16 protein-coding genes and 3 pseudogenes are annotated in these 20,888 nt (G+C 42.1%); 12 read left to right on the forward strand and 7 right to left on the reverse strand.

Annotated elements, in window-relative coordinates; genetic code table 11:
- Nucleotides 1-76 precede the first annotated feature (76 nt).
- From Q9312_RS00990 to Q9312_RS01025, 8 genes are all read left to right on the forward strand, one after another.
- A complete protein-coding gene (locus Q9312_RS00990; RefSeq protein WP_309202660.1) occupies nt 77-577 on the forward strand; it encodes a hypothetical protein in 501 nt (166 codons plus the stop codon).
- 75 nt (nt 578-652) lie between these two features.
- Entirely contained in the window at nt 653-931 is a 279-nt protein-coding gene (locus Q9312_RS00995) for a transposase (RefSeq protein WP_309202661.1), read from the forward strand.
- Entirely contained in the window at nt 889-1,773 is an 885-nt protein-coding gene (locus Q9312_RS01000; protein ID WP_309204486.1) for an IS3 family transposase, read from the forward strand. The genes Q9312_RS00995 and Q9312_RS01000 overlap by 43 nt, the downstream gene beginning before the upstream one ends.
- A 194-nt stretch (nt 1,774-1,967) precedes the next feature.
- Nucleotides 1,968-2,732, forward strand: coding sequence for a hypothetical protein (locus Q9312_RS01005; protein WP_309202662.1), 765 nt, complete (start codon nt 1,968-1,970; stop codon nt 2,730-2,732).
- A gap of 224 nt (nt 2,733-2,956) precedes the next feature.
- Nucleotides 2,957-3,571 (forward strand): hypothetical protein, encoded by a 615-nt coding sequence (locus tag Q9312_RS01010; RefSeq protein ID WP_309202663.1) that lies wholly within the window; start codon nt 2,957-2,959, stop codon nt 3,569-3,571.
- Complete coding sequence (locus Q9312_RS01015; protein WP_309202661.1) at nt 3,520-3,798, forward strand: transposase; 279 nt, start codon at nt 3,520-3,522, stop codon at nt 3,796-3,798. Before Q9312_RS01010 ends, Q9312_RS01015 begins: the two co-directional genes overlap by 52 nt.
- A complete protein-coding gene (locus tag Q9312_RS01020; RefSeq protein ID WP_309204486.1) occupies nt 3,756-4,640 on the forward strand; it encodes an IS3 family transposase in 885 nt (294 codons plus the stop codon). Before Q9312_RS01015 ends, Q9312_RS01020 begins: the two co-directional genes overlap by 43 nt.
- A 582-nt stretch (nt 4,641-5,222) precedes the next feature.
- Nucleotides 5,223-5,654: an Imm10 family immunity protein gene (locus tag Q9312_RS01025; RefSeq protein WP_309202664.1), complete on the forward strand. Its 432-nt coding sequence runs from the start codon at nt 5,223-5,225 to the stop codon at nt 5,652-5,654.
- Here the strand turns inward: Q9312_RS01025 and Q9312_RS01030 are convergent.
- The 4 genes and pseudogenes from Q9312_RS01030 to dbpA form a co-directional block, all read right to left on the reverse strand.
- Nucleotides 5,637-6,185 (reverse strand): annotated as a pseudogene (locus tag Q9312_RS01030) (IS256 family transposase); the annotation flags it as partial. The gene Q9312_RS01025 and the pseudogene Q9312_RS01030 sit on opposite strands and share 18 nt — an antisense overlap.
- A gap of 16 nt (nt 6,186-6,201) precedes the next feature.
- Nucleotides 6,202-7,313 (reverse strand): IS3 family transposase gene (locus Q9312_RS01035; RefSeq protein WP_309202665.1). Its coding sequence is split into 2 segments (ribosomal slippage): nt 6,202-7,061 and nt 7,061-7,313, totalling 1,113 coding nucleotides; the frame shifts between segments, so codons are not numbered across the junction.
- Nucleotides 7,314-7,391: 78 nt separating this feature from the next.
- A pseudogene (locus tag Q9312_RS01040) lies at nt 7,392-8,054 on the reverse strand (IS256 family transposase); the annotation flags it as partial.
- Nucleotides 8,055-8,259: 205 nt separating this feature from the next.
- A complete protein-coding gene (gene dbpA, locus Q9312_RS01045) occupies nt 8,260-9,645 on the reverse strand; it encodes an ATP-dependent RNA helicase DbpA (protein ID WP_309202666.1) in 1,386 nt (461 codons plus the stop codon).
- Nucleotides 9,646-10,847: 1,202 nt separating this feature from the next.
- Between dbpA and Q9312_RS01050 the strand changes: the two genes are divergently transcribed.
- Nucleotides 10,848-11,753: a hypothetical protein gene (locus tag Q9312_RS01050; RefSeq protein WP_309202667.1), complete on the forward strand. Its 906-nt coding sequence runs from the start codon at nt 10,848-10,850 to the stop codon at nt 11,751-11,753.
- A 283-nt stretch (nt 11,754-12,036) separates the two neighbouring features.
- Here Q9312_RS01050 and Q9312_RS01055 read toward each other — a convergent pair whose 3' ends face one another.
- Entirely contained in the window at nt 12,037-12,342 is a 306-nt protein-coding gene (locus tag Q9312_RS01055) for a hypothetical protein (RefSeq protein ID WP_309202668.1), read from the reverse strand.
- A 446-nt stretch (nt 12,343-12,788) separates the two neighbouring features.
- On the reverse strand, nt 12,789-14,051 hold the full coding sequence (locus Q9312_RS01060) for a hypothetical protein (RefSeq protein ID WP_309202669.1): 1,263 nt from the start codon (nt 14,049-14,051) through the stop codon (nt 12,789-12,791).
- 341 nt (nt 14,052-14,392) lie between these two features.
- On the opposite strand from Q9312_RS01060, the gene Q9312_RS01065 reads away from it, so the two are divergent.
- Entirely contained in the window at nt 14,393-15,565 is a 1,173-nt protein-coding gene (locus Q9312_RS01065) for a diguanylate cyclase domain-containing protein (protein WP_309202670.1), read from the forward strand.
- A 117-nt stretch (nt 15,566-15,682) separates the two neighbouring features.
- Here Q9312_RS01065 and Q9312_RS19465 read toward each other — a convergent pair.
- Nucleotides 15,683-15,832: pseudogene (locus Q9312_RS19465) on the reverse strand (DapH/DapD/GlmU-related protein); the annotation flags it as partial.
- A gap of 576 nt (nt 15,833-16,408) precedes the next feature.
- Here Q9312_RS19465 and Q9312_RS01075 point away from each other — a divergent pair.
- Together Q9312_RS01075 and Q9312_RS01080 are read left to right on the forward strand one after the other, a co-directional pair.
- The gene (locus Q9312_RS01075; RefSeq protein ID WP_309202672.1) at nt 16,409-19,756 is read left to right on the forward strand and encodes an amidohydrolase family protein; all 3,348 of its coding nucleotides are present in this window, start codon (nt 16,409-16,411) and stop codon (nt 19,754-19,756) included.
- A 113-nt stretch (nt 19,757-19,869) separates the two neighbouring features.
- Nucleotides 19,870-20,778: a M14 family metallopeptidase gene (locus tag Q9312_RS01080; protein ID WP_309202673.1), complete on the forward strand. Its 909-nt coding sequence runs from the start codon at nt 19,870-19,872 to the stop codon at nt 20,776-20,778.
- Nucleotides 20,779-20,888 lie beyond the last annotated feature (110 nt).

The raw sequence follows: 20,888 nt of genomic DNA on the forward strand, positions 1-20,888 counted from the left end.
AACTTGTGAAATGCGAAGTTTAATGTACTTGGTTTTATTCAGTGTATTGTTATCATGCAAAGGCGGTTTGGAGACGATGAAGACTCCAGCAACGTTAAAAGATGCTCCAGAGAATGTTTATCTCGAACAACAAATGTGTTACAAAATTTGGAACGAAATATTTTCGGAGTGGAAAGAAAATGGAGGCGGTTTCAAGAAGTCTATGATTACGACTAGGGAGTTTATAGCAAATGATTCCAAGTCTTCATTCTCTAAAATTGTAAGAAAAGCTTGGTCAATACAAGAGAGCCGAAGATTTTATGAAGGTTTGAAAAATTTCGGGTATTGGGATGTAAGTAATGAAGATTATTTAGAGGTAACAAATATTTACTTTAGTGTAAGTGGAGTTGAGATGCCAGATAGCTGCAAAGTGATGCACTGGGTTTCAAATGTTTTTTGGAACGATTTAATAAATACTACAGGTACTGACTCAGCACTTTTTAGGTTTTATGAGGTGCCTAAAAATATGGAATGGCATTCACCTTACGCACAACAATGGATGACATATTGGATTTTTGTGAATTTAAAGGAAGACTAGCAAAATTAAAATGAGGCTTACCCAATTTAACGGATACAGATTTCTTAGTTACAATATCAGAAATGAGGTATCCAAATGTCAAATAAAAAGTATTCTAAACAATTCAAGCTTGATGCGGTTCAGTTAGCGATATCAAGTGATCGCAGCACGGCTTCCATAGCACAAGAACTAGGCGTTAATCCAAACTCACTCTATAGCTGGGTCACCAAGTATCGGAGTGAATTGTTAGCGTCAGAAGTCGAGCTTACGCCAGAGCAGGAATTAAAACAACTCAGAAAAGAGGTGGCAGAACTCAGGCAGGAAAAAGAAATATTAAAAAAGGCAGCTGCCTACTTTGCGAAGCACCAAGCGTAAAATATCAGTTTATTGAAGAACACCCAGAGTTTAATGTTTATTTACAGTGTCGAGCTCTGGGCGTCTCTTATTCGGGTTATTACGATTGGCGAAGTAGGCCTCCGAGTGCACGACAAATCGAAGATGAACGCCTGCTCGGCAAGCTTGTAGAGTGTTTTAACGATAACGAACAGACCTATGGTGTCCCAAGGCTTACGAAGGAGCTGAAGGAATCAGGAGAACCCGTTAATCATAAGCGAGTGGCTCGCCTGAAACGGGAGAATAATATCTACCCTAAGCAGTTTAAAGCGTTCGTTGTCACAACCGACTCGAGTCATGGTAAGCCAGTGGCTAATAATTTGCTTAACCGAGAGTTTAAAGTTGAAGAAGCCAACCAAGTTTGGGTGAGTGATATTACTTATATTCCGACGAGCACGGGTTGGATTTATCTGGCTGTTATCATCGACTTATATTCACGAGCGGTTATCGGTTGGCAGCTCGCAGAACACATGAAAGCGGAGCTTGTCTGTGATGCGGTTAAAATGGCTCAAGCGCGTCGAGGTTGCTTACCGAAGCTTTTTCATTCAGACCGAGGATGCCAGTATGTTTCTGAAGAACTCGAATCGTTATTGGTTGGCGTCACTATCAGTATGAGCCGAAAAGGAAACTGCTGGGACAATGCCGTTGCTGAAAGCTTCTTTGGCACATTAAAAACCGAACATGTGAACTTCGAAAATTACTTCAATCTACGAGAAGCAAGAATGAGCTTGTTTAGATATATCGAAGGATTTTATAATCGAAAGCGTCGTCACTCTCATCTGGACTATAAAGCCCCGATGATATTTGAAGAGTCGGCAGCTTAAAACCTGTGTCTGTTATTTGGGGTAAAGGTCAAAAAAATTGGAAAGAGCAATGGGCGTCTTAATGAAGGTTGTCGTTATTGTCGCAGACATTGTAGATACGGTGCTAATAACTATGCGAAAATTAGTCGTTGTGGTAAGTGAATTAATTTAAATGATAACTTAGTGGCCGATAGTAAGGACAGGGATGATTGTTTATGCAAAGTTATAAAGTATTATTTTTATTGATATTTTCTATGTTTTGTATTCAATTGAATGCAGATGTGTGTAACTCAAAAACATTAAATGTTATTGAGCGGCTAGAAGCTCAAATAGAGTTAGAGAATTATTCAGTAGTCGATGCTTTGATAGTCTTTTATGAAAAGTGTAATAAGCCAGTAGAAGAACTAATAAAACTTGAAACTATTAATGCAGAACTAGGTCGGTTTGATTCACAAAAGGCTTTGAGTAGTATTGATGACAGATGGCTACAATTGCTGGCCTATCGTGGTGATGCAGAAGCAATGACTGAGTATGGTAGGTTACTCTTAGATTCGAGACCCGAAGAGGCATTCTGTTGGATCGGATCCTCGTTGCTTTTAGGTAGAATTGAAAGTTTAGATGTTCTGGAGGAAAGGTTTACCAACAACAAAGATATTGATGGCTTTCTTATAGTCGAAGTTCTTAAGCTTAAATCTAAAGTTAATCGAGAGCTGTTTACTCCAACGTATTACCGCGAAACAAAGCCTTCAGGAATTAAGGTCGTTACAGAAGGGGCTAAAGAAAAATTCAACCTTTGGCTAGAGCAGGTAAAATCACAAAACAAAGAATATCTTATCGATATTGCTGATTTAATAGAGACTACTATGGTTGCTTTAAGAAAAGATGTAAATTATAAAATTAAGTTTACTGGTCAATGCTCTTTTGAAGATAGATTTCCAGATGAAGTCATAAAATTTCTTAAAATAAGATCTAAGCAATAAGTTAGTTAGCAAATAAAGCAAGATGTCGACCGCTTAAAACTATTTGAAATGATAGCGTTATTATTAGAACTTCTTTCTTTTCTAATTATTAAATAGTTAGGATATGTTAATTTATAATTAAGAATGCAATAAAAACGATATGATAGATGGCTCTTCCATTGAAGTACCATGATCGAAGGTAGTTCTATCATTGCAACACATGATTGATTTGTTGAGGTTATATAGTGAAATATAAGAATTGGTCGGAGATACTTGCTTTATTTCTAGCCTTTTTCGGTTCTGATAGCGCTTTAGGCTGTACTTCTGAGGTAGTGCAAATAAAGGAAGTTGAAATGGCCATTAAGCATCAACGAATGTTTGTAGTGTCCTATGGAATGTTGCCGATATTAGATAGGCATAATCCAAACTTTAGAGCTCTATCAGATGGTCTAGATTTTGTTTTCTTTATTCCTAATGTTTATGCTGATTCTAAGTTCTACTGTGAGAATGATGACTATTACCCCTTTGGAGAAGGTGTTGTTTCAGTGGGTAAAAGCTGTAAGATTTGTGAGCAGATGTTGGAGGGTGTTAAAAAAATTGATGAGTTTTCAGTCAATGGAGTGACTTTACTCCTAGGCTTGGAAAGTGAGAATTATACGTTTTTAAGTGTAAGTGATTCCGAGAAAGTGGTGTTTAAGGATAAGAATCGAAAGTATATTGAGTACTTATTTGTTACTGCTAAAATGAGGCTTACCCAATTTAACGGATACAGATTTCTTAGTTACAATATCAGAAATGAGGTATCCAAATGTCAAATAAAAAGTATTCTAAACAATTCAAGCTTGATGCGGTTCAGTTAGCGATATCAAGTGATCGCAGCACGGCTTCCATAGCACAAGAACTAGGCGTTAATCCAAACTCACTCTATAGCTGGGTCACCAAGTATCGGAGTGAATTGTTAGCGTCAGAAGTCGAGCTTACGCCAGAGCAGGAATTAAAACAACTCAGAAAAGAGGTGGCAGAACTCAGGCAGGAAAAAGAAATATTAAAAAAGGCAGCTGCCTACTTTGCGAAGCACCAAGCGTAAAATATCAGTTTATTGAAGAACACCCAGAGTTTAATGTTTATTTACAGTGTCGAGCTCTGGGCGTCTCTTATTCGGGTTATTACGATTGGCGAAGTAGGCCTCCGAGTGCACGACAAATCGAAGATGAACGCCTGCTCGGCAAGCTTGTAGAGTGTTTTAACGATAACGAACAGACCTATGGTGTCCCAAGGCTTACGAAGGAGCTGAAGGAATCAGGAGAACCCGTTAATCATAAGCGAGTGGCTCGCCTGAAACGGGAGAATAATATCTACCCTAAGCAGTTTAAAGCGTTCGTTGTCACAACCGACTCGAGTCATGGTAAGCCAGTGGCTAATAATTTGCTTAACCGAGAGTTTAAAGTTGAAGAAGCCAACCAAGTTTGGGTGAGTGATATTACTTATATTCCGACGAGCACGGGTTGGATTTATCTGGCTGTTATCATCGACTTATATTCACGAGCGGTTATCGGTTGGCAGCTCGCAGAACACATGAAAGCGGAGCTTGTCTGTGATGCGGTTAAAATGGCTCAAGCGCGTCGAGGTTGCTTACCGAAGCTTTTTCATTCAGACCGAGGATGCCAGTATGTTTCTGAAGAACTCGAATCGTTATTGGTTGGCGTCACTATCAGTATGAGCCGAAAAGGAAACTGCTGGGACAATGCCGTTGCTGAAAGCTTCTTTGGCACATTAAAAACCGAACATGTGAACTTCGAAAATTACTTCAATCTACGAGAAGCAAGAATGAGCTTGTTTAGATATATCGAAGGATTTTATAATCGAAAGCGTCGTCACTCTCATCTGGACTATAAAGCCCCGATGATATTTGAAGAGTCGGCAGCTTAAAACCTGTGTCTGTTATTTGGGGTAAAGGTCAAAAACCAATTTATTAAAGAACGAGAAAAAGTAAAAAATACCTTTCACTGTTCAGCAGATGAGATCCATCGCTTATCTCTATCTAATCACCGATTAGATAGATGGGTGTCCTAACGAAAATTACTAATGAAAATTGCGACATCCTGGTGAGTAAACTGAATAATTTGGAGGTAGGCATCTCTGATGAACATGCGGATTACTATTCTGTCAGTAGGTGTATAAATCAAGTGCTTTGAAACGACTGGGAGGAGGCATTAAAATGAAAAAATTGACTTTAATAAGTATCGTGTTGTTATGGGCTATTTATAGTAAGAGTGTTCTCTCTCAAGAGCTATCGACTCTCCCAGTAGAAATATTAGGAATGAAGTTGAGCGATGTATCGAAAACGATTAACGTGGACACCCATCTCTCTCAATAGAGAATCGTTTTAACTGAACGGTTCTCTTTTTCTATAGGTTAAATAATATAGCTTGAATGTGTTAGAGTTTAACTAAGAAGGCAATAAAAAGCGGTATGATAGATGGGTGTCCTGTAAATGGGGTTGTAGATAAAATGTCATATGAATTAAATGCTAGTCATATCTTTAACCAAGATGATAATTATATGGTGATGCTAGGCTTTGCAGATGACGAATTTGAACCTTCGAAATTTGTCATTATCCAAAAAGCTCATGAATATGATGACCAAGATGTAAAGCTTGGTATGGATAAGCTTTATATTAAAGTAGAAGACCAATCTAGGGCGAAGTATGGTGGGGTATCATCATTTACTTTAGATGATAATTGCTTGGTCATTGAGCTTGAGCAGGACACGCAATCTAGCTTGAAAGTTGATGGAAATATTAGAGTAACACTAGAAGCAAATCATCCAGAGCTTGAAAGTACTCTTTCAGTGCTCAAAAAAATAGCGAGTGATGAAAATATTCCATTCAATAGACCCTGTAAATTATTCTGTGTAACTGCCAGTTCAAACATAGTCATCTAAGCGGCCATCAAATACAATCATAAAATGATTTAAGGCCGCTTTCCAATTTCTAATAGGCATAGTCCATTTTTTCGAAGCGTCCATAATCGCTAGATAAACCACTTTTTTGGCGGAGTCATCTGATGGAAAGAGCTTTCGCTTCTTAATCGACTTTCGAATCACACTGTTGAGCGACTCAATGGCATTGGTCGTATAAATGGCTTTGCGTATTTCAGGCGGATAATTAAATAACGTATTTAGATTGTGCCAATGAGTTTTCCAGGAGCGACTGATTTGCGGATACTTATCGTCCCAACGCTCAGAGAATTGCTCTAACGCAAGCAGCGCATCTTCTTCAGTGGCTGACTGATAAATGCGCTTTAAATCCGCTGTCACGGCCTTGTAGTCTTTCCAGGGAACATAGCGAACGGAGTTTCGAATCATGTGCACTATACAAAGCTGTACTTGCGTTTCGGGATAAGCCGAGTTGATAGCGTCAGGAAACCCTTTTAAACCGTCAACACAAGCAATGAGAATATCTTTAACTCCTCGTGTAAACCTCCCTGTTTTAGTGGCACTCTAAATTAGAGTTTTCAGGCTTGTTGAATCTGGCTAGATGCTCCCATGGTGTTAAATCATTCAGGGAGTCGTGCGGCCTTTCTTCGTTGTACTCTCGTATCCAATCCTCAGTAATCTTCCGAACCTCTTGGAGTGTTTTAAATACATACATATTTAAAATTTCATCTCGATAAGTTCGATTAAATCTTTCTACATATGAATTCTGTGTTGGCGTCCCAGGTTTTATAAACTCCAGCTGTATCTGCTGCTCTTCTGCCCAATCGGCTAGTGCGGTTGAAATAAACTCTGGCCCATTATCCATTCGCAACTTTCTTGGCTGACCTCGCCATGCTATCACTCGCTCCAGAACGCGAATAACACGAGGTGCTGGCAAGCTTAAATCTATTTCTATAGCGAGCGCCTCGCGATTAAAGTCATCGACCAAATTAAACGTTCGAAAGCGGCGACCACAGAATAAACTGTCACTCATAAAGTCCATCGACCAACAGTGATTGGCTGAGCTAGGGATAGCAAGTGGCTCTGGGCTTCGCGTTGGCAGCCGTCTTTTGCCTCTGCGCCGTTTGTTTAAGTTCAGCATGCAATAAACTCGATAGATACGCTTGTGATTCCATCGGTGACCCCAGCGTCGTAGTATTTTAAATAACTTACTAAAACCGTAAGCAGGATAACGCTCTGCTGCCTCTTGTAGCTTCGTGATGACATCATCATCACGATGCGGGTCCGGCTTGTAACGATATGTAGAATCACTGATGCCAACTGCGCGACAGGCCATTCTCAAACTTGCGCCATGCTGAGTTCTCGCATAGTCAACAAGTTCTCGCCTTATCGCTGGCTTTATAGCTTTTTTTCTACGATGTCCTTTAGGATCTTATGCTCAAGGCTGAGATCGGCAAACATGGCCTTTAATCGACGGTTCTCTTCCTCTAGCTCCTTCAACCGCTTAACATCTGAAGCTTCCATTCCGCCATATTTTGATTTCCAGTTGTAATAGGTCGCATCGGCTATCCCGTACTCCCTACACACCTCTTTAACCAAACGGCCATTTTCGACTTCCTTCAAGATCTTAACGATCTGACTTTCTGAGTAGCGTGATTTTTTCATTTCTAGTTCTCCCTATGGGTTTAGTTTACCCTGAAGAACTCCAAATGTAGATGCCACTATTTTAGGGGAGGTTTACACTCGATTTTGAAGCTCAGTTAAAACGTTGAGCCAGAATTTAGCCCCCTCGTTTTCTGATAACCACAAGCCTAAAAGCTCTTTTTGGCCTTCCATAGTGACGCCTAGCGCCAAGTAAACGCACTTGTTGATGACTTGTTTATCTTGCCGAATTTTTAGCACGATACAGTCCAGATAAACGATGGGGTAAATTGAATCTAGTGGGCGTGACTGCCATTCAATGACTTGCTCAATAACTGCATTGGTGACTTTTGAAATCAATGTGGGCGAGACGTCGGCATCATACATGTCTTTGAACGTGGCTACGATTTCTCGAGTCGTCATCCCTTTGGCGTAAAGGCTCAGGATTTTCTCGTCCATCGTAGTGAAGCGAGTTTGCTGCTTCTTGACTAACTGGGGTTCGAATGTGCCTTGCCGGTCTCGTGGCGTTTCAATTGAGAGTGGGCCATCTTCGGTAAGAAGCGTTTTCGGTGTATAGCCGTTCCGATAATTATCAGAATCTGACTGAGCGTGTCTTTCATAGCCCAGATGCTCATCAAGCTCTGCATTCAAAGCGGTTTCGACAGTGACCTTCGTCAGCATCTGACGAAAGTCATTTAACTCTTCTTCAGTCTTTATGCCTTTGGCTGCTTTACGAGCCCAGGCTTCAACCTCTTTCTTGTCCATAGGTCTATCATCTCCTATTCAATAGGTTAATAATAGACAGTTACACAGAGTTATTTACAGTCTCATTCAATAGTTAATTAAGTCAAAGGATGGATTAACTAGGATACCCACTGCTCTTAATCGAGAATCGTTTAATCATAGCGGTTCTCTTTTTCTTCCTATGAATTAAAATAGTTGTGTGAGGTCTAGCTGTACCACTTTAACGTTACTTACTATGCACAACCTTCGCTTTAAATGTTCGACCTTTCATTTTACCTTGATTGATTATTTCTAATGCCTGGTTAACGACCTTTCGTTTTACTCCAACAAAGCTTGTAAAATCAAAGATATTGATTTTACCTATATCGCTTCCACTAATGTGATCGCTACGAGTTAAAGCTCCTAAAATATCTCCGGCTCTTAGTTTTTGCTTTTTACCACCATCGATTTGCACGGTTGAAAATTCCGGTTTAAAGACCGTTTGTGATTTAGGGGTAGGCAACGCTTTTTCTTGCGACTTTAATGACAGTGCGTCATAGAGACGTTCGACTTTGTATTGCTCTTTATCGGTGAATAGGCTCATAGCTATACCTTTGCTACTTGCTCGGCCTGTTCGACCAACGCGATGAACATGTACTTCGGGATCATGAGCGAGCTGGTAGTTGATAACAGCATCTAGAGCATCGATGTCGAGACCTCTTGCTGCGACATCGGTAGCCACCATAATCGAAACACTTTTATTGCTAAACTGAACCAGCGCTTTCTCGCGATTTTTCTGGTCCAAATCGCCATGCAAAGCAATGCAACTAAATCCGAATCGATTCAATTCGTCACAAATTTCTTGAGTTTCTTTTTTAGTTCTGCAAAAAATAACGCTGGATGTAGGTCGAAAGTGTAATAATAAATCACGTAACGCACCCATCCGATCGTCTACTTTATAGAAAAGTTGCTCAATGGATGTTTGTGCATGAGAAGATTCGACTTTAACCGTTAAAGGATTACTCATGATTCGACGAGTCATGGATTCAATAGAATCGGGAAACGTGGCGCTGAATAATAATGTTTGTCTACTTTTGGGAAGATGGTTAATAATGGCTTCTATTGCCGGTTGAAAGCCCATGTCAAGCATTCGATCGGCTTCATCGAGCACGAACGTTTTAGCTTGGCTTAAGTCGAGATTATTTCTTGAGAGATGATCTTCAATTCGACCAGGTGTTCCCACTACGATATGCGCACCGTACTCCAATGATGCACGTTGCGGCGCCAGCGGTGTGCCACCACACAAAGTCAGTATTTTTACATTGGGAATGACTCGCGCCAAGGTTCGTAAGTCGTTGGCAACTTGGTCGGCTAATTCGCGAGTGGGGCATAAAATTAACGTTTGCACACCATGAAATCTAGGGTTGATGCTATTTAATACGCCCAGACCAAAAGCCGCGGTTTTACCTGATCCTGTTTTACTCTGACCAATGACGTCTTTACCCTCCAAGATGCTAGGTAAGGCCAATCTTTGAATGTCGGTCATAGTTTGATAACCCAAATCGCTTAGATTTTTAAGCTGTTCTGGCGGTAGGTTAAGTGATTCAAATTGATCAGGTGCTGGAGTTTTCAAAGTGAGAGCCTAGTTGCGAGAGAGGGTTTTTGTGATTGAGCATATTATAAGCCAATTTGACGTTTGAACATAGCATGCAATTTAAGTAGGTAAGTATAGATTCGAGATGTATTTGAGGTCTCCCGAGAAAAAATAGAAGGGGACACCCATAGCTTCCAGTCAAGAATTACTTTTTTAGAGCATCACTTTTCTTCGTCTAATAAATAAAATCGCAATGATAGGTTGGGGGTGAGCTCGAAAGGAGATAGAAGATAGGAACGGTATGATAGATGGGTGTCCTATATTTGCTGTATTTGAGGTTATTTGACCGCAACAAAAATCACGTTGGGTTTCCTGCGTCAACCCAACCTACGAAAGCCTAGAATTTACGCATCCGTTCAACCAAATTATGAGGGCAATTGTAGGTTGGGTTAGCAAAGCGTAACCCAACAATGTTGGTATTAGACCGAAACAAAAAATGATGTTGGGTTTCCTGCGTCAACCCAACCTACGAAAGCCTAGAATTTACGCAGCCGTTCAACCAAATTATGAGGGCAATTGTAGGTTGGGTTAGCAAAGCGTAACCCAACAATGTTGGTATCAGACCGAAACAAAAAATGATGTTGTGTTTCCTGCGTCAACCCAACCTACGAAGCCCAGAATTTACGCAGCCGTTCAACCAAATTATGAGGGCAATTGTAGGTTGGATTAGCAAAGCGTAACCCAACAATGTTGGTATCAGACCGAAACAAAAAATGATGTTGGGTTTCCTGCGTCAACCCAACCTACGAAAGCCTAGATTTTACGCAGCCGTTCAACCAAATTATGAAGGCAATTGTAGGTTGGATTAGCAAAGCGTAACCCAACAATGTTGGTATCAGACCGAAACAAAAAATGAAGTTGTGTTTCCTGCGTCAACCCAACCTACGAAGCCCAGAATTTACGCAGCCGTTCAACCAAATTATGAGGGCAATTGTAGGTTGGATTAGCAAAGCGTAACCCAACAATGTTGGTATTAGACCGTAACAAAAAAATGACATTGAGTTTCCTGTGTCAACCCAACCTACGAGAATTCATCAGCAAGTTATATTTCTGTAACAATTCTCAAGCAGTAAGCAGTGTAAATATTTCCCTCTAATATTCTTTTTTAAAGCTGAGCACCTATGGGAAAATTACGTCGCTCGATGCATTTTTAATGGATATACATTTAAGAGGAAAATAATATGAAGCACACTGGTTTTAAAAAAGGCAATTTTAAGAAGAGTGATTTTAAAAAAGGTAAATTGAAGAGTAGTGTTTTCGCTGCTTCTTTATTGAGCATTTTTTCCGCAAGCACTGCATTGGCAGAAACAAAATTGTTAGAGCTAAACGGAGAGACCAGCTTCGACCTTTATGGTTCAACTGACTACACTTTCAATATTCAACTTGATCAACCCTACAGTGAAATCACCAAAGCATGCTTAACCATTGAAACCAACGATGAAAATTTATCCAATTTTCCATCGCCCGGGAGTCTTGCGATTAAAGAGAAGAGTGAGTTTGCCCCCATAGAAGCCGAATTATTGACGGCATTTGTAGTGACCATCGGCTATCAGATTATTGATCCTGATACTGGCACATTAGAAATAAGTAAGCCTTCCATTTCAGATCCTCAAGTCTGTTTAGGAATGACCCGCCAAAACCTAGAAGACGGTTTTGCTTCAATTGATCTTCGTTTATCTGGAGATGTATTGAGTATTAGTTCGTTGAAGTTTGAGATCGAAGGAACGCCGAGCGATTTGTTGATGTCGTTAGTCAATCGCTCAAATACGATGTTCTACCCGGCAGAGGGAGGAGACGTGATCTATGACTTTAGTTTGGGTAACTATTTCGATGAATACGAGCGAAAGGTGTTTCGTATGTGGAGCGTTGTAACCATGCCAGACGGTTCACCTTATCCTGATAAATTACCAGCCGGGTTTGCATTAAATTACGGAGAAATCAGAGCTTTTGAGGGTAAAAAGTTTAAGATTCCACATTGGTTTCCTGGTGGAAGTTATACACTGACTTGGTATGTTAGTGATAACACCGATACCGTTATTCATAAAAAGTCGCTAACCTTTTTCAAGAAGCTGGATATGAACATATAGTTTTATATTTTTGTTGGGTTTCCTACGTCAACCAACCTACGGTAGAGGTGTTTCGTGGTTGTTGTTCAATTGAACCATGTGCCGTTGTAGGTTGGGTTAGCAAAGCGTAACCCAACATTTCTTAAGAAGTTACTGTAAATATGAGTTGTTGGGTTTCCTGCGTCAACCCAACCTACGGTAGATGTGCTTCGTGGTTGTTGTTCAATTGAACCATGCGTTATTGTAGGTTGGGTTAGCAAAGCGTAACCCAACAAGAGTGAATCTGGTAATCGAGTCCTAGCGACTAATGAGGGTCAAGGATCAAGTAGCTGATATCTTCCATAGTAGAGTAGTGAGTGCATTGATTGCTGGATTTTATCGTCACTGGAGCTTTCGATGTATAAGCTGCGAGTGCCATACTGAGTGTTGCTTTTCCTGTCTCATTTGCAATGCTGAAAGCATAATCCCAGCCTGGGTTGGTGGCACACTCAGATTTTTCTGCGGGAGTAGGGTCGGTTCTTACGTACACGACATCGCTACGAACAGACAACCTCACAATCTTACCGTTGACGTCACCACCAAACGACGTTAGCGGTATTGTAAAGAACATGAACACCAAAATTAAACGTAGTATAGTTAAAACCCCTAAGTTGTTGTTTGAGTTAAAGTCGAAATCAAATTGGGACAACTCTTTTAAAGGACGCATTATCATTAAATTGAATTATCTTAGCAATATCGACGGTTATATTGTGCTCTCTAACAATTACCTTATTAATCAATCGAGAAAAGCTTTAAGACTACGAGTTAGCCGTTGTAGGTTAGCAAAGCGTAACCCAACATTGCTTAACAAGTTACTGTAGAAAAGAGTTGTTAGGTTTTCTGTGTCAATCCAACCTGCGGTAGAGGTGTTTCTTGGTTGTTGTTCAATTGAACCATGCGTCGTTGTAGGTTGGGTTAGCAAAGCGTAACCCAACAGGGATCTTTTTAGCTAAAAGTTAAAAAGGTTTGTTGGGCTTCCGGCATCATTTAACTTATCAATATGATGTTATCGAGCGATTAAAACTGATCAATCGGAGGCAGACCGCCGCCGTTACAATCGCGAGCCGGTATGGTGACTTGGGTAAATCCGCTCCAACCAATGTTATTGCGAACTCTCACACGAATTTTTTCATCAATACCATTTTCTCCGCTGAATACGAAATACTGATTTGCACCGTCGTAAACACTTTGCCATAAGGTATTGTAAGGCAACTTACGATCAAGATCCGATGAGCTGGTCTCCACATTGCTTGACCAACCAATGATTGATGTTGGTTGACCATTGCTGCAGCCAGCGGGGCCGATTTGAACGCTAGGAGCGTGCGGTACTTGATTGGTATCGTCGTCACCACCACCCGTATCGCCGCCATCATCGTTGCCAGTATAAACACCAACACCCGACCCAATGACGATTGAACCTTCACGAAACTTTCCGGCCAAAAAGCGAGTACGTTCAAGGCTGTTGCAATAACCCGAAGGTACGTCAACGCGGCCACGCTTGACCCACTGCGGATTTGAATAACTGGTCAACGAGTAGATCTCGCCGGCACAATCTAAAATAGTGGGGCCGGTGCTGTTGTTCCCGGTGATACTTGCGATTCGACGTGAATGCAGCGGTAAACGTTTCCAACTACCTGAATAGTTTCGTAAGTAGTACGAATTACGTCCCGAAAAGCCAATCAAACCCGAGCGATTATTGCCGGTGATTTGCTCTAAATCGTTGCTTAAACCTTGTTCGGTGACGACTTTCCACTCTTTATGCTCCCCATTAGCGTAGACAGTCTCGCGATAGATTTTTGCTGTACTGGTGACGCCTTCTTTCGCCAAGACAGCGACGCCATCGTCGCGGTCTCCAGTAATTGAAGTGATATCACGGAATGGATTGCTAATACAGGCGGTGTGTTGCAACCATTGAAAATAACTGGTTCCACTGAGTTTTCGCCAATGAGCAATATTGCAGCCATCGGTTGCAATAGGGCGACGCACACGGTGGCCAGTAACCAATAGTTGTCCGTAGTACTGTGGCAACGCACGCTCTAAGTTTTGATCCAATTCTACCCAATTCGGAGAACCAAAATTAAACATATTCCAAATTTTGTAACCGTCGGTCACCGCGATCCCATACTCTTTATTACCGTAAGCCGATCGAAAATAGCTCGGGTACTGATCCGTGTCGAAAGCAATTTCTTTTGCATTGCCGCTGCGATCAAAGTGTACAATATCAGCCGCTTGTGTTGCCGTCATCGATAGTGCCAGACTTAACATAACTCCAAGTTTCATAATCTTCCTTTAACAATAAAAACATTTAATCAATTTAAATAAGAAAAAGAGAGGCCTCTTGAGTTCGTCAATTAAGCTTTTTGACGCAAAACCTCACCGCAAATAATGTAGATTCAACCTGTAAAATTGACTATCACATACCGGACTTTTACTGAGAGGGAACGGACATGTTTGCAAAATCGCCTATTTCATAAGCAATCTTGTCGGCTGTCTTTAAGGAATAGGTCAGACATGAAGAGTGTATGGTTATTTGGTAGGTGGTTGACTAGCGCTTTATTGAATCTCAACTATAGTTAGATTGGATTGTTTTTTAAGCTAGAAGGCTAGCGTCGGGGTTTAGGTTGAATATATTTCTAATATTTAACATCACCAGCATTGGTATCGCAGCATTTATCCTTTTGTACCTCAGTCAGATTCCTAAAACGAAAAGCGGCTGCTGGTGTTGGGGAATCGCTTTCGCGTTACAAGTTGTAGGCTATTTGGTTTTATTGTCGGTTGAAGATAGAGCACAAGTGCGTACAGCAGAATATTTTCATGTGGTCTCATTACTCGGCTACGGTACCGTTTTATTATTCGGAACCTTTCAATTCTTCGATATTCAAAAACGTCAGCGAAATTATATTATTGCGGCTAGCGTTATCACATTATGGTACTCAATTTTCTTCTTTATATTTGAGTGGTTTTTCGCCGCCTCGATCATTCCATCGATTTATATGGCTTATTGTGTGTCTGTCGTTGGTTGGATATTTTATAAGAAGAGACACAAGAATAAAGAATACATTCTGTTGTCGCTCATCACTTGGCTGTCTGCGGTGCATTATCTAGATTATCCATTCTTGCGACAAAACATAGCGTTTGCGCCCTATGGATTTTTAATCGCCGGTATTTTAAATATGGTTTTAGTGATATTTCTATTACGATTTCAGTTTGTGCATTTTCGTCAACGGCTTATCGATGCCGAAGCACTCGCGTTAAAACTGGCCTATCACGATAGTTTAACGGGGTTAATTAATCGGCGACGCTTGTTTGATTTATTCGACACACTCAAATTACTGGTAATCAGACGCAAAGAGAAACTGACGGTAATTTTTATTGACCTTAATGATTTTAAAATGATCAACGATAATTTTGGCCATGACGCAGGCGATCACTCATTGGTCAAAATTGCGCGACGTATTAAAAGTGTCGTGCGAGATACCGATGTCGTTTCACGAGTGGGCGGAGACGAGTTCGTCATTCTCGCATTAAGTTGTCAAAATCAGGCAGGAATAGAAGAGCTAGTCAGCCGAATAAAAGAGTGTTTAAAAGAACCGCTCATTATAAAACAGCAAGATCATCTTGTGGGCGCAGCCATTGGATACGCCGTTTGCCCCGACCAATCCACCAATTTAGAAACCCTCTTGTCGTTGGCTGACAGCCATATGTTTAAGCAAAAACAAGCTCACAAAGCCGATATTGAAGGTACTGAAAATGACTCAGACCTTGTCGAACCTACTAATGCTGAGGTCAAGTAAGAGATAGGTTTAGTAATAGATAGGTTTAGTAATAGATAGGTTTAGTAATAGATAGAACCGACAAAATCCACTTTAAAACGTTCGATAAAATGCGCAACAAAACCGTTAAGAAATGGATCGCGCCGGGTTACCTGCGACTCGACTGTTAGAGGCGACATCTCGGGTAACCACGCTCCCAGCACCAATAATCGCATGGTCGCCGATGGTAACCCCCGGGAGAATAATGGCGCCTGCTCCAATCCAAACGTTGTTCCCTATCGTGACATCGGCGACGAGATTCTCTTTGCTGAGTCGTTGTTCGGCATTTAGTGCATGGCCAACGGTTATTAGTTGAACCCTCGGGCCAATTAAACAATCATCGCCGATGGTCAAGTCTCCGCCATCTAAACAAACCACATCGATATTAAAATAGCTGCGATCGCCCACACTGATAAAACTTCCGTAATCGCAATGAAACCCCGGATCAATGAATACTTTTTCACCACAATGCTTGAACAACCCCTTAAGTTGATTCAAGTTTTGCTTGTTTGGTTCGTGCGAATAAACTCGGCAAAATTTTTGAGCTCTTTGGCGTTGCTGAGCCCAAAGTTGCTCACGGTTATGAAATAGACGCATTGGCAAAGGTTCTTTTTTCGAGTGGATGAAAGTCGGGGCTCTAACCGTCAATTAATGAGCCATTTAACTGGTCCGAGCATACTGCAAAATACCGTGATTGGCGAGTTTGCGAGGCTAAATCGACGCTAGAAACAACCTTTTGAAACATTTCTACGCTTTACCCTCTACATGGGATTGGGTAATCTGCGATGCCTAATAAAATTTATAGTGTATCTGTGGGAGAGTTAAATGAAGTTTACCACTCGCTGCGTCGCCGCAGCCTTATCGGCCACGCTTATTAGTGTGCCGACTTGGGCCGAAGAGGCCGCCGCTCCTAAAGCTGCCGATAAGGCCGCTGAAGAGGTTGTTGCAAATGAAGAAAAGTCCGATAAATGGGATGTTAATAATCCTCCAGGTGACGAGAAATTCATCAATATCGATACTCAAGAAGTCACTTGGTCTAACGTTGATGTTAGCCCAGATGGTAAGACCGTTATTTTCGATATGCTGGGTGATATTTATGCAATGCCGATTGACGGCGGAGAAGCTCGCCCTCTGACTTCTGGCCTTAGCTGGAACATTCAACCGCGTTTTAGTCCAGACGGTCAACAAATTGCTTATATTTCAGACGAGTCTGGCGCTGATAATTTATGGATTATGGACGCCGATGGGTCGAATCCAAAAGCCATCAGTACCGAAAAGCGTAATCTGGTCCATACGCCTAACTGGTCACCAGATGGTCAATACATTGCCGTTAAAAAAGGCTATGTCTCTGCTCGTAGCATCGCGGCGGGTGAGATTTGGTTGTTCCACAAAGCGGGTGGTAACGGCTATCAATTACGTAAGCGGATTGGTGGAGAGCAGGCGCAAAAGACGATTGCCGAGCCTGCGTTCACACCAGATGGTCGCTATATCTATTATTCAAAAGATGTCACCCCCGGCACGGTTTGGCAATACAACAAAAACCCAACCACGCAAATTTTTGCTATTCGCCGTTACGACACTGAAACGGGTGAAGATATTCAAGTAGCCGGTGGTCCTGGTGGAGCCATCGCGCCAACGCCATCGTCAGATGGACGACATTTAGCGTTTGTTAGACGAGTGAATACGAAAACCGTGTTGTTTGTAAAAGATTTAAAAACCGGTTTAGAAAAGCCCATTTATGATGAACTCGATCGTGACCTTCAAGAAACCAATGGTAGCCAAGGAAACTTTACTCAGTTTGATTGGACGCCAGATAATAAGTCGATTGTGTTTTGGGCAAAAGGAAAAATCCATCGCATCAATGTCGGCAATGGCAAAGTAGCGACTTTACCATTGCAAGTGAAAGTGACTAAGAAAATCACTGACGCGCTTCGGTTTAATGTCGATGTTGCTCCAAAAGAATTTGATGCAAAAATGATTCGTTGGGCGCAAATGTCTCCAAACGGAGAGCAAATCGCTTATGAAGCCATGGGTAAAATATACATTCGAGACGTTGACTCTGGAAAACGTAAACGTCTTACACGTCAAGATGAACACTTCGAGTTCTATCCAACTTACTCACGCGACGGTCGTTACATTGCTTACACCACGTGGGATGATCAAAAGTTAGGCAGTGTTCGAGTTGTTCGTTCGCGAGGTGGCAACGGTGATGTGATCACAACAGAGCCTGGTCATTACGTTGAGCCAGACTTTTCTCCAGACGGCAAGAAAGTTGTCTTTCGTCGTTTCACGGGAGGATATTTAACCTCTCCTGAATATTCTATGGAACCCGGTATTTATATTGCTGATGCCGACGGTGATGGTATGAAACGTGTTCACGAGTCAGGCTATAAACCGCATTTCGGTGCCAAATCTGATCGCATTTACTTCACCACTTTTGGTTGGGGTAAAGGTGCGAAATTACATTCGGTCGGATTAGACGGCAAAGAAGTACGCGATCATTTCTCGAGCAACGACATCGTTGAATATCGAGTGTCTCCCGATGGTAACTGGGTAGCATTCATGGAGCAATTTAACGCTTATGTTGCGCCATTTACCTTTACCGGCAAAGAAGAAACCTTAGGTTCATCGGCGCAAACGGTGAAAGTCAAAAAAGTATCGAAACGCAGCGGTGAATTTTTACATTGGTCAAAAGACAGTAAGCGCTTGAGCTGGGCCCACGGTGCGACATTGTATGGCCGTGACCTAAAAGACGCTTATGACTATCTGCCTGGTGCACCAGAAGAAATGCCAGAGCCGGTTGCTGAAGGTATCGACTTAAGCTTTAAAGTGAAAGCCGATATTCCTGAAGGTCGCATGGCGCTCGTTGGTGCGAAAATCGTGACCATGAAAGACGCCGACAACACTCAAGAAGTGATTGAAAATGGTGTGGTATTGGTTAATGGTAACCGCATCGAAGCCGTGGGCAGCAAAGACTCTGTTTCGATTCCGAAAGGCACCAAAGTTGTCGATGTGACGGGTAAAACTATTATCCCTGGAATCATTGATGTGCACGCGCATGGTAGCCAAGGCAGTAATGAAATTATCCCACAGCAAAACTGGGGTAACTTGTCGAGCTTAGGATTTGGTGTCACTACCATTCATGATCCGTCAAATGACAGCTCTGAAATTTTCGCAGCGTCAGAAATGCAACGTGCTGGCAAAGTCATAGGGCCTCGCATTTACTCAACAGGAACCATTTTATACGGAGCAAAAGCGCCGGGATATCGCGCCAACATCGATAGTTATGACGACGCGAAATTTCATGTGCAGCGCTTGAAAGATATCGGTGCGATATCAGTGAAAAGCTACAATCAACCTCGCCGTGATCAACGTCAACAAGTGATTGCTGCAGGTCGTGAGTTGGGCATTATGGTAGTACCAGAAGGTGGTGCAAAGTTTTATGCCAATATGACTCAGGTTATCGATGGTCATACGGGTATTGAACATGCGCTGCCGATTGAAAAAGCATACGATGACGTGAAGCAAATGTGGTCGCAAACCGAGAGCGGTTATTCGCCAACCTTTGTGGTGGCCTATGGCGGTTTAAGTGGTGAAACCTATTGGTACGATCGCACCAACGTTTGGGAAAATGAACGTTTAATGCGTTGGACACCCAAGTATTTAGTTGAACCGGCATCGATTCGTCGAACGCATGCACCAGACAGTCATTATAATCACTTTAAAGTAGCTTCTTTCGCGAAAGAACTTCGAGACAAAGGTGTTCGCGTAGTGATTGGTGCTCATGGTCAGCGAGAAGGCTTGGCTGCGCATTGGGAAATTTGGATGATGAATCAAGGCGGCTTTAGTGCTTGGGAAGCCCTCCGCGGTGCGACGTTTGATGGTGCGAAATACTTAGGTATGGATCAAGACATCGGCTCTATTGAAACCGGTAAGCTTGCTGACTTGGCGATCATTGATGGTGATCCATTAGCGGATATTCGTCGGTCTGAGTTTGTCGCTTACACCATGATTAATGGCCGTTTGTTCGATGCGACAACGTTGAATGAAGTGGGTCACGATGAACGTAAGCGCGAGCCATTATTCTTCGAGCGGTTGAACTTAAGTGGTATGCCAGAAGCGACCACAAAAGCACTAGAAACTAAACAAGAAATGCATCACTGGCGGCACTAAGCGCTAGGTTGCAGAGCCAGCCAGATAATCTGGCTGGCTTTTTTTTGCGTAAAAAAATTAACATAGAATGAGCGAGTTAAAAGACGCTCAAACGAATAAGTAGGTTTTAAAGTATGAGTCATTACGAAATTAAAATTGGTAAACCTTGGGGACAGGCTGAAAGAGAAGCTTGGCTTGCTAAACAGTCGATCAAGCGTTCTTACGAAGAAGAAGTTTTAACGCCTTTATCGGAGTTTAAAGATCGTTTTACGGCGACTCAATATGGAGCCCTACCTTATAACGAGGCTCGTTACCCTTTATGGGGATTAGTGACGAAACAATGGCAAGACGATAAGCCAAGTATCTTAGTGACGGGCGGCGTACACGGATATGAAACCAGTGGGGTACAAGGCGCTCTCGCATTCGCTCGAGACACTGCTGCGAGTTATGAAAACGATTTTAACTTTATCATTGCTCCTTGTATTAGCCCGTGGGGGTATGAAACGATCAATCGCTGGAATCCAAACGCAGACGATCCCAATCGCTCCTTTAACGGCGAGGGAGAGACGGAAGAGTCGAAGCAGGTGATTGCCTTTGTAAGATCACTTGGCGTTGAGTTATTAGCTCATTTTGATTTACACGAAACCACCGATACCGATAACTCAGAATTTCGACCCGCAAAAGCTGCGCGGGATGGTGAGGCGTATGAAGACTGGCAAATTCCTGATGGCTTTTATACGGTGACCGATACGGCTCGACAAGAGTTAGCCTTTCAACAAGCGATCATTGCCTCAGTCGCCAAGGTGACGCACATTGCGCCAGCAGACGAAAGCGGACGCTTAATCGGTGCGCCGATTTTGAGTGAAGGGGTAATTGAATACAACAAAGGCAGTTTAGGCTTGTGTGGAGGCTTTACCAACAGTCGTTACACGACCACCACTGAAGTGTATCCAGACAGCCCAAAAGTTGATGACCAAAACTGCATTGATGCCCAAGTCGCAGCGCTGAGAGGCGGTTTAGATTATTTAAAACAACACCCTTAATCAGGCTGCATCAAGTTCGTTGTTCTTGGGTAAAAATTTCTATCGAGAGACAAGGGATTCAATAATGAGTTACTGAGCGAATAAACCTCGGTAACTCTTTTTTAGTCCAA

The organism is Pleionea litopenaei, from assembly GCF_031198435.1.
Classification (GTDB): Bacteria; Pseudomonadota; Gammaproteobacteria; order Enterobacterales; family Kangiellaceae; genus Pleionea; species Pleionea litopenaei.